At 58.8% G+C, this 12155-nt stretch carries 13 protein-coding genes; 4 read left to right on the top strand and 9 right to left on the bottom strand.

The window, feature by feature from the left end:
- Positions 1 to 50: 50 nt before the first annotated feature.
- The gene (locus tag ACXAG1_RS15930; protein ID WP_475120232.1) at positions 51 to 1223 is read right to left on the bottom strand and encodes an MFS transporter; all 1173 of its coding nucleotides are present in this window, start codon (positions 1221 to 1223) and stop codon (positions 51 to 53) included.
- A 115-nt stretch (positions 1224 to 1338) separates the two neighbouring features.
- On the bottom strand, positions 1339 to 2742 hold the full coding sequence (locus tag ACXAG1_RS15925; protein ID WP_475120231.1) for a mannose-1-phosphate guanylyltransferase/mannose-6-phosphate isomerase: 1404 nt from the start codon (positions 2740 to 2742) through the stop codon (positions 1339 to 1341).
- Positions 2743 to 2892: 150 nt separating this feature from the next.
- On the opposite strand from ACXAG1_RS15925, the gene uvrA reads away from it, so the two are divergent.
- From uvrA to ACXAG1_RS15905, 4 genes are read left to right on the top strand one after another with little or no spacing between them, the layout of a single operon-like run.
- Positions 2893 to 5718 (top strand): excinuclease ABC subunit UvrA, encoded by a 2826-nt coding sequence (gene uvrA / locus ACXAG1_RS15920; RefSeq protein ID WP_475090634.1) that lies wholly within the window; start codon positions 2893 to 2895, stop codon positions 5716 to 5718.
- A gap of 39 nt (positions 5719 to 5757) precedes the next feature.
- Positions 5758 to 6510 (top strand): 5-oxoprolinase subunit PxpA, encoded by a 753-nt coding sequence (pxpA, locus tag ACXAG1_RS15915; RefSeq protein WP_475120230.1) that lies wholly within the window; start codon positions 5758 to 5760, stop codon positions 6508 to 6510.
- On the top strand, positions 6501 to 7259 hold the full coding sequence (gene pxpB / locus ACXAG1_RS15910; protein ID WP_475090638.1) for a 5-oxoprolinase subunit PxpB: 759 nt from the start codon (positions 6501 to 6503) through the stop codon (positions 7257 to 7259). Before pxpA ends, pxpB begins: the two co-directional genes overlap by 10 nt.
- Entirely contained in the window at positions 7256 to 8188 is a 933-nt protein-coding gene (locus tag ACXAG1_RS15905; protein WP_475120229.1) for a 5-oxoprolinase subunit C family protein, read from the top strand. Before pxpB ends, ACXAG1_RS15905 begins: the two co-directional genes overlap by 4 nt.
- A gap of 49 nt (positions 8189 to 8237) precedes the next feature.
- Here ACXAG1_RS15905 and ACXAG1_RS15900 read toward each other — a convergent pair whose 3' ends face one another.
- The 7 genes from ACXAG1_RS15900 to rpmJ form a co-directional block, all read right to left on the bottom strand.
- Positions 8238 to 8498 (bottom strand): YeaC family protein, encoded by a 261-nt coding sequence (locus tag ACXAG1_RS15900; RefSeq protein WP_475090642.1) that lies wholly within the window; start codon positions 8496 to 8498, stop codon positions 8238 to 8240.
- A gap of 119 nt (positions 8499 to 8617) precedes the next feature.
- The gene (rplQ, locus tag ACXAG1_RS15895) at positions 8618 to 9010 is read right to left on the bottom strand and encodes a 50S ribosomal protein L17 (RefSeq protein ID WP_010133817.1); all 393 of its coding nucleotides are present in this window, start codon (positions 9008 to 9010) and stop codon (positions 8618 to 8620) included.
- A gap of 123 nt (positions 9011 to 9133) precedes the next feature.
- The gene (locus ACXAG1_RS15890; protein ID WP_043320823.1) at positions 9134 to 10138 is read right to left on the bottom strand and encodes a DNA-directed RNA polymerase subunit alpha; all 1005 of its coding nucleotides are present in this window, start codon (positions 10136 to 10138) and stop codon (positions 9134 to 9136) included.
- A gap of 45 nt (positions 10139 to 10183) precedes the next feature.
- Positions 10184 to 10804, bottom strand: coding sequence for a 30S ribosomal protein S4 (rpsD, locus tag ACXAG1_RS15885; protein ID WP_043320821.1), 621 nt, complete (start codon positions 10802 to 10804; stop codon positions 10184 to 10186).
- 15 nt (positions 10805 to 10819) lie between these two features.
- Positions 10820 to 11209 (bottom strand): 30S ribosomal protein S11, encoded by a 390-nt coding sequence (gene rpsK / locus ACXAG1_RS15880; protein WP_043320820.1) that lies wholly within the window; start codon positions 11207 to 11209, stop codon positions 10820 to 10822.
- Positions 11210 to 11264: 55 nt separating this feature from the next.
- Positions 11265 to 11621: a 30S ribosomal protein S13 gene (rpsM, locus tag ACXAG1_RS15875; RefSeq protein ID WP_299596269.1), complete on the bottom strand. Its 357-nt coding sequence runs from the start codon at positions 11619 to 11621 to the stop codon at positions 11265 to 11267.
- A 398-nt stretch (positions 11622 to 12019) separates the two neighbouring features.
- Entirely contained in the window at positions 12020 to 12136 is a 117-nt protein-coding gene (gene rpmJ / locus ACXAG1_RS15870; protein WP_010133825.1) for a 50S ribosomal protein L36, read from the bottom strand.
- Between the last annotated feature and the right edge of the window lie 19 nt (positions 12137 to 12155).

Genomic DNA, 12155 nt, shown 5'->3' with positions numbered 1-12155 from the left:
GCCGCAGCCGACCTGCCCGACTCGATGGAAGATTTGCAGAAATCGCCGAATCAGCTGCTGACAACCGGCACGCGGGTACCGCGCAGTTGCCGCCAACTGATGGACCAGAGCACCAGCACGCCCAGAACGAAGGTCGCGACCGGGCCCGCGCCCCCCAGCCCAAACAGGGTTCCGGCCACACTGCCACCGACAAACGCGCCGAGGAACTGGGCGGTGGCGTAGAGACCGGTTGCCGCACCGCGACACTCCGCCGGAGCCACCCGGGTAAGCTGCGCCGGCAGCAAGGCTTCCAGCAGATTGAAGGCGAGGAAGAACAACCCCAGGCAGACCACAATCCAGCTTCCCTGCACCGAGGGCATCAGAGCCACACCGCCAAATACCAGTCCCAGCAAGGCGAGGCGCATGGCCGCAGGTACCTGCTGGCGCTTTTCCGCCATGCGCATCAATGGCAGCATGACCACAAAGGCACCCAGCATTAGCGGTGCATAGAGCTTCCAGTGTTGCTCACTGGGCAATTGCAGCTGTTCGACCAGCATCAGCGGCAGCGGGACAAACAGGGCGGTGAGCAGCAAGTGCAGGAAGAACACCCCGCACACCAGGCGCCACACGGAGCCGTCGGCAAGCAATTTCGAGAAGTCACCGGATTGGGGGCCGCGGCGTTCAGTGCATTCCGGATTCGGTACCAACCGCCACACCAGCAGCATCCCCAACAGGGCCAGCACCGCGGTCAGCCAGAAAATGGCCGACAGGCCACCCAGCCCCGCGACCAGCGGCCCCAGAACCACGGCCAGCACAAACGCCACTCCGATGGAGGCGCCGATGACCGCCATCGCCTTACCGCGGTTTTCGTCCCGCGTCAGGTCGGCGGCGAGGGCCATAGTCGCAGCGGCGATAGCGCCGGCCCCCTGCAGGATTCGCCCGGCGATCAGCCCGTATACAGAGTCGGTGGTCGCCGCCACCACGCTCCCCAGGGCAAACACGATAAGCCCCAGGAAGATGACCGGTTTGCGGCCCCACCGGTCGCTCAACACCCCTAGAGGGATCTGCAGAATCGCCTGACTCAAGCCGTAGGCACCCAGCGCCAGCCCCAGTAAAGCCGGCGTGCTACCCGCATAATCACTGCCATACAGGGACAGTACCGGCAGCACCATAAACAGGCCGAGCATGCGGAAGACGTAGAGGGAAGCGAGACCGGCGAGCGCGCGGCGTTCGGTGGAGTTCATTCAAAAGATCCGGACACAGGGAATAACGGCGGGCATTGTACCAGTGCTGGCCGCGGGGAATGATCCCCCTGCGGCCAAACAGCAACATAGTGCAAAGCTATGGCGGGGCGGCCGTTCAGTCGCGCCCGTATTGATCCTCAAAGCGCACAATATCGTCTTCGCCGAGATAGCTGCCGGACTGGACCTCGATCAGTTCCAGGGGGATAGCTCCCGGGTTTTCCAGACGGTGCACCACCCCGAGAGGGATAAAGGTGGATTCGTTTTCGGTCAGCAGCAGCTGATCGTCGCCGCGGGTCACTTTTGCGGTGCCGCGCACCACGATCCAGTGCTCGGCGCGATGGTGATGCATCTGCAAGGACAATTGGCAGCCGGGTTTGACCACGATGCGCTTCACCTGGAAGCGGGGGCCGGCATCGATGGAGTCGTAATAACCCCAGGGACGGAACACCTTGCGGTGATTCTCTGCTTCCCTGCGCTCGCTGTGTTTAAGCTGCGCAACCAGTTTTTTGACGTCCTGTACCCGGCTCTTGTCCGCGACCATCAATGCATCGTCGGTATCCACCACCACCAGATCCCTGACGCCGAGCACACCGATCAGCCGGTCGCCGCCGTGTATCAGACAGCCGCTGGCATCTTCGGTCAGCACATCGCCCTGCAACAGGTTTCCGTATTCGTCCTTTTGCGCCAGCTCCCAAAGTGCCGACCAGGAGCCCACATCGCTCCAGCCGGCATCCATGGGTACCACTGCTGCGGCCTCGGTTTTCTCCATCACCGCATAGTCCACCGAGTCCGATGGACAGCGGGCGAACACCTCGGCATCCACCCGCGTGAAGTCCAGGTCGCGCACTGCACCGGCAATGGCGGCGCGGCTGCTTTCCAGAATTTCCGGCTGGAACTGAGCAAGCTCCTCAAGAAAACGGGACGCGCGGAACAGGAACATACCGCTGTTCCAGTTGTAATCACCGCTGGCGAGATATTTTTCCGCGGTGGCAAGGTCCGGCTTTTCCACAAATTCGGCCACTTCCCATCCGCCCTCAAGGCGGCCGCCGCTACGGATATAGCCATACCCAGTCTCCGCAGAGGTGGGCACGATGCCAAAGGTCACCAGGCGACCGGACTCGGCAAGCGGGGTTGCCGCAGACACCGCCGCCTGAAAAGCGGTCTTGTCGGCGACCACATGATCCGCCGGTAACACCAGCAGCAGCGGATCCTGACCGCTTTCCAGCGACGCCAGCGCAGCCAGGGCAATGGCCGGCGCGGTATTGCGTGCACAGGGCTCCAGCAAAATCGACTGGGCGGCACGGCCCACTTCCTGCAGCTGCTCGGCGGCGGCAAAGCGGTGGGATTCGTTACACACCAGTATCGGCGCCTGCACCTCGGCCAGCCCCTCCAGCCTCAGGGCAGTGGCCTGCAGCATGGTCTCGCTACCGACCAGGGAAAGAAATTGTTTCGGGTAGGCCTCGCGGGAAAGCGGCCACAGGCGCGAACCGGTGCCACCACACAAAATAACGGGGATCATGATTGCCGTATCCACTGCAGAATTATTCACGTTCGGATGGCCGGGGATTTTGGCACAACGGCGCAGCACATTATACTTGACCGTTTGCTTCCGCCGGGTCCCGCCTAACCCGACGCGCGAGTCACACCAAATACCGAAACAGGAATCCGAGTGGACACGATTTACGTCAGGGGTGCCCGCACCCACAATCTGAAGAATATCGACCTGGATATTCCCCGCGACAAGCTTATTGTGATTACCGGCCTGTCCGGTTCTGGTAAGTCCTCACTCGCCTTTGACACCCTGTACGCCGAGGGCCAACGCCGTTATGTGGAGTCGCTCTCCACCTACGCGCGCCAGTTCCTGTCGATGATGGAAAAGCCGGATGTGGACACGGTAGAGGGCCTGTCTCCGGCCATCTCCATTGAGCAGAAGTCCACCTCCCACAACCCGCGCTCCACCGTGGGCACCATCACCGAGATTTACGATTACCTGCGCCTGCTGTTTGCCCGCGTCGGCGAGCCCCGCTGCCCGGATCACCACGTACCGCTCCAGGCCCAGACCATCAGCCAAATGGTGGACCATGTACTGGCGCTGCCGGAGGGCACCAAGGTGATGCTGCTGGCGCCAGTGGTACGCGACCGCAAAGGTGAACACCTGCATGTGTTCGAACAATTGCGGCGGGACGGATTCGTGCGCGCGCGCATCAATGGCACCGTGTGCGATCTCGACGACACACCCAAGCTGGACAAGCGCAAAAAACACACCCTCGAGGTGGTGGTGGACCGCTTCAAGGTCCGCGACGACCTGCAGCTGCGCCTGGCGGAATCCTTCGAGACCGCCCTGAACCTCACCGACGGTATCGCGTCCATCAGCTTTATGGACGGCGACCGCGATGATCACCTGTTCTCCGCACGCCACGCCTGCCCTGTATGTGATTACTCACTGGACGAACTGGAACCGCGCCTGTTTTCCTTTAACAACCCGGCCGGTGCCTGCCCCAGCTGTGACGGCCTCGGCGTCAACCAGTTCTTCGACGAGGACAAGGTGATCCTCGACCCCGAGAGCAGCATTTCAGAAGGCGCTATCCGCGGCTGGGACAGACGCAATATCTACTACTACCACATGCTCGACTCTCTCTCCGAGCATTACGGCTTCGACCTGGACAAACCGTGGAAAAAACTCGCCAAGAAATATCGCGCTGTGATCCTGCACGGCAGCGGCGACACCCCGATTGATTTCAGTTACGTCAACGACCGCGGCGATATCACCGTGCGTCGCCACACCTTCGAGGGCATCATTCCCAACTTCCAGCGCCGCTACCGGGATACCGAATCCCAGTCTGTGCGCGAGGAACTGGCCAAATACCTGAGCTCGCAGAAGTGCCCGGAATGCCACGGCACCCGCCTGCGGCGCGAAGCGCGCAACGTCTTTGTGGACAACCAAACACTGGCACAGATTACTGAGCTGCCGGTGGGCGATGCATTTGAGTACTTTGCCAACCAGCTCAAGTTCAAGGGCGCGCAGAAAGAAATCGCGGACAAGATTCTCAAGGAACTGCGCGACCGCTTCCGCTTCCTGGTGGATGTGGGACTGAATTACCTGACCCTCAACCGCAGCGCGGAAACCCTGTCCGGCGGTGAGGCCCAGCGCATCCGGCTGGCCAGCCAGATCGGCGCCGGCCTGGTGGGCGTAATGTATATTCTCGATGAGCCCTCCATCGGTCTGCACCAGCGGGACAACGAGCGTCTGCTGAATACCCTCACCCACCTGCGGGACATCGGCAACACCGTGATCGTGGTCGAGCACGACGAGGATGCCATCCGCGCGGCAGATTTTATTGTGGATATCGGCCCCGGTGCCGGTGTACACGGGGGCGAGGTGGTCGCCGCCGGTACCCACGACGAGATTGCTGCCTGTGAGCGCTCGCTGACCGGCCAATACCTTTCCGGCACCAAACAGATTGCGGTACCGAAAAAGCGCAACCCCGTCGGTGACGAATTTCTGCGCATCAAAGGCGCCACTGGTAACAACCTGAAAAATGTGGACCTGGAAATTCCGGTGGGCCTGTTCACCTGTATCACCGGCGTGTCCGGCTCCGGCAAATCCACCCTGATCAACACCACCCTGTATCCGCTGGCGGCCACCGCACTGAACAAGGCCACCACACTGAAAGCGTCACCGCACAAAGCGATCGAGGGGCTGGATCATTTCGACAAGTGCGTGGACATCGACCAGAGCCCCATCGGCCGTACGCCGCGCTCGAACCCCGCCACCTACACGGGTATTTTCACTCCGATTCGCGAACTGTTTTCCGGCACCCAGGAAGCCCGCTCCCGCGGCTACAAGCCCGGCCGTTTCAGTTTCAACGTCAAAGGCGGCCGCTGCGAGGCCTGCCAGGGTGATGGCGTGATCAAGGTGGAAATGCACTTCCTGCCGGATATCTACGTGCCCTGCGATACCTGTAAAGGCAAACGCTACAACCGCGAGACGCTCGAGGTTCAGTACAAGGGCAAGAGCATCCACGAGGTGTTGGAGATGACAGTAGAGGACGCACGGGAATTCTTCGACCCGGTTCCCTCGATCGCCAAAAAACTGCAGACGCTGATGGACGTGGGCCTGTCCTATATCAAACTGGGCCAGGCTGCGACCACGCTGTCCGGTGGTGAGGCGCAACGGGTTAAGCTGTCCCGCGAGCTGTCGAAACGGGATACCGGGCAAACCCTGTATATTCTCGACGAACCTACCACCGGCCTGCACTTTGCCGATATTCAATTGCTGCTTGACGTACTGCACCGGCTGCGCGATCACGGCAACACCATTGTGGTGATCGAGCACAATCTGGATGTGGTTAAGACTGCTGATTGGATCGTAGACCTGGGCCCGGAGGGCGGATCCGGCGGTGGTGAAATCATTGCCACCGGTACACCGGAGCAGGTGGCGAAGGTAAAAGGTTCACATACAGGGCGCTTCCTGAAGCCCATGCTGAAAAAGTAGAACTACACCACACCACGACAACGGCACGGAACGCAAACTGTGAAAACCATAGACATCAATTGCGATCTTGGCGAGGGAGAAGACCAGCTGCATTGCGCGCGGGATGCGCGCATCATGCGGTATATCTCCCGCTGCAATATCGCCTGTGGTGGTCACGCCGGCAACGCCGAAACCATGCGGCTTTCACTGATCAATGCGCACAGACACCAGATCGCCGCCGGAGCGCACCCGGGCTATCCGGACAGGAAAAACTTCGGCCGCATCTCCCTGACGATGCCACGGCAGGCACTACTGGCTTCGGTACAGGAGCAGATTCAGGCGCTGCAAAGCCTGGCACTTCAGGAACAGTTTGCGCTTACCCATATCAAACTGCACGGCGCCCTGTATAACGACGCCGAAGCCGATGACACCCTCGCCGACGACCTTGTGCGCATGTTTAGCCGGGCTTTTCCCACGTTGAACATACTTGCCCTCGCCAATGCAGCCGTTGAACGGGCGGCGCGCAGACACGGTTACCCTGTGCTGCGTGAAGGTTTTATGGATCGCCGCTACCTGAACGACCATCAGCTGTCGCCCCGCAGCATGTCCGAAGCCATTATCGAAGATTTTGATCAATGCCTCGGGCAGGTACTGGCGCTCACCGCGGGCACCACCTTTTCCTCGATCGATAAAAAGCCGCTGCGATTTACCGTCGATAGTATCTGCCTGCACGGGGATAACCCCCAGGCGGAATCGATTGCACAAAACCTCCAGCAGGCTCTGCAGCGCGCCGGGTACAGACTATGCCGTTAGCAAGGGGGTTTGAGGTACTGCCAAATGGCGACGCGGCCTTCGATATCCGTTTTTCAGCCGAGCCCAGTGAACAGCTGAGTGAGACCATCATTGCCCTCGCCGAGGCTATCGAAACGGCCTCCCTGGATGCCGTCACCGAGCTGGTCCCAGCCTACCAATGTCTCACTGTATGCTTCGATCCGCTGCATGTGACAGAAACCACCAGATTGCTGGACGCGCTGATGTCGCTGACCCAAACGACGCTTGCACACCCGACGTCGATTTCCGGCACCCGCAAACTGATCCGCATTCCCGTGTGTTACGACGACGAATTCGCACCGGATTTGCCCGCACTGTGTGCGCAGTCCCGGCTGACCGCTTCGGAAATCGTCGCCCGTCACACTGCACCGCAATACCTGGTGCATATGCTCGGGTTCACCCCGGGGTTCCTTTACCTCGGCGGACTGGATACCTCGCTGCACAGCCCACGCAAGGCGCGACCGGCACTCAGTGTGCCAGCTGGCTCTGTGGGGATCGGTGGCAAGCAGACTGGTATTTACCCCCAGGCCACTCCCGGTGGCTGGCAGATTATCGGCCGCACGCCCCTGGCATTGTTTCGGCCAGATCAGGCGCAGCCGTTTATTGCCCGCCCCCTGGACCGAGTCAAATTTGTGCAGATAAGCATGCAAGAATTTGCGCAATTCGACCCGCATTCCGAGCCAGAAAAAATGCCACTCTGCGCGCTTTCCACAAGGGGAGTACAGCAGTGACCCTGCGCGTTTTGAAACCAGGCCTACAGACCACTGTTCAGGATGCGGGGCGCCCCGGCAACCTGCGATGGGGGGTGGCGCGAGGTGGCGCGGCGGATACTTTTGCCATGGCCCTGGCTAATCTGCTGCTCGCAAACCCGTTATCGCATCCCTGCCTTGAGGTCGCCCTTACCGGCCCGGAGCTGGAATTTACCTGCGAGCTATCCATCGTCATTTGCGGCGCAGAATTCGATCTCCTACACAACGGCACGCCGGTGGGCAACGACCAGGTACTTCAGATGCGCCCCGGCGACATCCTCCGCTTCGGCGCACTCCGATCGGGGGCCCGTGCGTATATTGCTCTGGCAGCAGAGCTTGCCATCGCCCCCCGTATGGGAAGCCTTTCCACAAATGTGATTGCCGGATTTGGCGGATTCGCGGGACGCGCGCTGCAAGCTGGCGATCAGCTGCCCCTGCGCAATTGCCGAATAGAAAAGACACACAGCCTTCCGGGTCCGTACCGCCTGGACTATGGGAGCCGACCGCTGCTACGCACTGTCGACGGTGTCGAGGCACACTACTTTTCAGAGGGCGCCCGGCAGCAACTGTGTGCGGGGAACTTTACCGTCTCCCCCCAGAGCAACCGCATGGGCATCCGCCTGAACGGCCAACCCCTACCCCAGGAGCGCGCGCCGCAGCAGGTGTCTTCCGCTTTGTGCCCAGGCACAATCCAGGTACCGCCGAATGGATTGCCCATTATCAGCTTTGTGGAAGGTCAGACGATCGGCGGCTACCCACGTATCGCACATGTCATCAGTGCCGACGTCCACCGGCTTGGTCAGTTGACGGCTGGAACACCGCTGAACCTGGAAACGATCGATGCAGAGGTAGCACGGCAGATCCAGCGCGAGAAAGCCAGTCTACTGATGAAATTACCTGACCTGCTGTAAGTCCCTACGCAGCGGGTACACCATGCCTCAGGCAAAAAATGAAGAGAGCCTAGGATTTCACCCAGGTGACCGTTTCCTCTACGTCTGACTTATCCGCACAAGGGGTCGCTTTGGGAGGCACATAACCAACTCGCTCGGTGGGTGCCGCGTGTTGCTGCTCCCAGTAGGCGATCGCCTCACCGCACAGTATTTTCTGTTCTGCAGTCAGCGCGACACCATTCGGCCACTTGCCCAATTCGATGGCACGCTTGAGGCTGCCAACAATCTGCGGATTGAGCACTTTCAATAAATCATCGAGAGACTGGAACATCTGAGGCTAATCTCTTTTCAGAAAAACATGGGGCGGATAAAAGAAAAGCCGGTCAATGACCGGCTTTTCCATGTCCGGAAACCGCTGATGCGAGTTCCGAAAACCTAAAACAAAATGCTTTAGGCTTCTGCAGCTTCTGCAGTCTCGTCCGCAACCGGACGATCCACCAGCTCAACGTAGGCCATTGGAGCCTTGTCGCCAGCACGGAAACCGCATTTCAGAATGCGGATGTATCCGCCCGGGCGGGCTTCGTAACGGGGACCCAGTTCGTCGAACAGCTTGCGCACAGCATCCTTATCACGGATACGGGCGAAAGCCAGACGGCGGTTAGCAACACTGTCTTTCTTGGCCAGGGTGATCAGCGGCTCGGCAACGCGGCGCAGTTCTTTGGCTTTCGGCAGTGTGGTTTTGATCAGTTCGTGCTCTACCAGAGAAGCGGTCATGTTCTTGAACATGGCCTTGCGGTGAGAGCTGGTACGACTGAATTTACGGCCACTATAGCGATGACGCATAACTCAATTCCTCACGACTTCAATTGCTTTCTCAGCAAGTCGTCTGTGAGTGGTATCTGCTAACGACACACACCACTCGGGTTTCTCACATGGCGTGGGTGAATCACCCGCGCCACAAACGCTTTACAGGGGGCTCAGCTTGCTGTCGCCCTTGAGGCTGGCCGGCGGCCAGTTCTCGAGGCGCATGCCCAGGGACAGACCGCGGGAGGCCAGAACGTCCTTGATCTCGGTCAGGGACTTCTTACCCAGGTTCGGGGTCTTCAGCAGTTCTACTTCGGTACGCTGAATCAGGTCGCCGATGTAGTAGATGTTTTCTGCTTTCAGACAGTTTGCCGAACGTACGGTCAGCTCCAGGTCATCAACCGGGCGCAGCAGCACCGGATCAACTTCCTCTTCCTTGGCTTCTGGCGCTGCATCCTTCTCGCCTTCCAGGTCCACAAACACTGCCAGCTGTTGCTGCAGGATGGTGGCGGCACGACGGATGGCTTCTTCCGGATCCAGAGTACCGTTGGTCTCCAGGTCCAGAACGAGCTTGTCCAGGTCGGTGCGCTGTTCTACACGCGCGGATTCCACGCTGTAGGAAACACGGCGAACCGGGCCGAAAGAGGCGTCCAGTTGCAGACGGCCAATAGCGCGGGTCTCTTCTTCGTCTTCGCGACGCGCGTCGGCGGGCTGGTAGCCACGACCACGTGCGACGGTCAGACGCAGGTTGAGTTCCACGTCGCCAGTGATGTTGGCGATAACGTGCTCAGGGTTCACGATTTCAATGTCGTGGTCCACCTGAATATCGCCAGCGGTAACCGCGCCTGGGCCTTTCTTGCTCAGGCTCAGCACTGCCTGGTCCTTGCCGTGCATCACCACCGCAATTTCCTTCAGGTTGAGCAGGATTTCGATAACGTCTTCCTGCACACCCTCGATTGCGCTGTACTCGTGCTCAACACCGTCGATCTCAACTTCAGTGACGGCGCAGCCTGGCATGGAGGACAGCAGGATGCGGCGCAGTGCGTTGCCGAGAGTGTGGCCGAAACCACGCTCCAGCGGTTCCAGAACCACTTTGGCGTGGTTCTGGTTGTACTCGGTGACGTCAATACGACGAGGTGTCAAAAACTCGTTGACAGCAGTCTGCATAGCCATACCTGTATTACAGTTTTATTCCTTAAATGGAACAGAGCCTTACTTGGAGTAGAGTTCCACGATAAGGTTTTCATTGATCTCTGCCGGCAGATCCACGCGATCCGGAACACGCTTGAAGGTACCTTCGAGCTTGGTCGCGTTCACGTCTACCCACTCAACGTCACCGCGCTGTGCAGCGAGGGAAACGGAGTTCTGGATACGCATCTGCTTTTTGGACTTCTCACGAATGGAGATAACGTCGCCTTCTTTAACAGAGTAAGAAGGGATGTTTACGGTAGCGCCATTCACCAGAATCGCCTTGTGAGATACCAGCTGACGTGCTTCAGCACGAGTAGAGCCGAAGCCCATGCGGTAAACCACGTTGTCCAGGCGTTTTTCCAGAAGTTGCAGCAGGTTTTCACCGGTTGCACCTTTCAGACGCGCCGCTTCCTTATAGTAGTTGCGGAACTGCTTTTCCAGCACACCGTAGATACGACGTACTTTTTGTTTTTCACGCAGCTGAATACCGTAGTCGGACAGACGGCCGCGACCAGCGCCGTGAACACCCGGCTTGGTTTCTGCACGACACTTGGAGTCGTGCGGGCGAACGCCACTTTTCAGCTGAAGATCGGTACCTTCCCGACGGGAAAGCTTACATTTTGGTCCAATATAACGTGCCATTTCGTCAACCCCCTCTTACACGCGACGTTTCTTGGGCGGACGACAACCATTATGCGGGATCGGCGTCACGTCGGTGATGTTGGTGATCTTGTAGCCGCAGTTGTTCAGGGCGCGAACGGCAGATTCACGGCCAGGGCCGGGGCCCTTAACTTCGACATCAAGGTTTTTCAGGCCGTACTCTTGAGCGGCAGTACCTGCGCGCTCAGCGGCAACCTGGGCTGCGAAAGGGGTGCTCTTACGAGAACCGCGGAAACCGGAGCCACCAGCGGTAGCCCAGCTCAGAGTATTGCCCTGACGGTCAGTGATCGTCACGATCGTGTTGTTGAACGATGCGTGGATGTGGGCAACACCGTCGACAACGGTCTTTTTGACCTTTTTGCGAACAGTAGTTTTTGGCTTAGCCATACCTGTATCCTAAATCCTGTACTTGTGAAGACTTGCGCGACGCAGTAACAAAGAGTTACTTACGGATCGGCTTGCGCGGACCCTTACGGGTACGGGCGTTAGTCTTGGTGCGCTGACCGCGAAGCGGCAGGCTGCGACGGTGACGCAGACCGCGGAAGCAACCCAGGTCCATCAGACGTTTGATGTTCATGGAAACTTCACGACGCAGATCACCTTCAACGGTCAGTTTTGCAACTTCACCGCGGATGGTTTCGATCTGGTCTTCGGACAGATCACGAAGTTTGGTGGATTCAGCGATACCTACCGCTGCCAGAATAGACTTGGCCGTAGTGCGTCCGACACCAAAGATATGGGTCAGGGAGATCACGGCGTGCTTGTGGTCTGGTACGTTTACACCAGCAATACGTGCCATAGAGGCGTACTCCACGTATTGTGAACAGCGCAACTTGGTAATGGCGCAGCTCATTTCTCATTTCGGCGCTGACAGCGAATAAAAAGCCATCAACACCACCAAAAAGGCGCGCAAGAATAGCTTTTCATACACCAAATTGCAATAGCCCGCCTTCCCAGGGCCTGAACCCAAGGTAAAACGGACGACAGTCAACGCCCCCTTTTTTGAAACTTTCATACCACCCGAAGGTGACTTTCCAGTTTCGCCGCAGGCATATCGCTCTGCGGTGCGCCTTTTTACACGGGGCGGTGCAAAGAGGCAAATACTTTCACGATCAATTGGTGACCAGCCCTATCCCTGATATGGTCACCGGACTCACCGTCCCTGGTGAGTCGCGCTAATCGACGCCGGAGCGTCGATTAGCCCTGCCGCTGCTTGTGACGGGGCTCGGCGCTGCAGATAACCCGCAGAACACCTTTGCGACGTACGATTTTGCAGTTACGGCAGATCTTTTTAACAGAAGCGCGTACTTTCATGACCTTACCTCAATTCAAT

The organism is Microbulbifer sp. ABE4_465 (assembly GCF_056160765.1).
The sequence above is the reverse complement of the archived record's forward strand: the minus strand, read 5'-3'. Positions and strand labels throughout refer to the sequence as shown.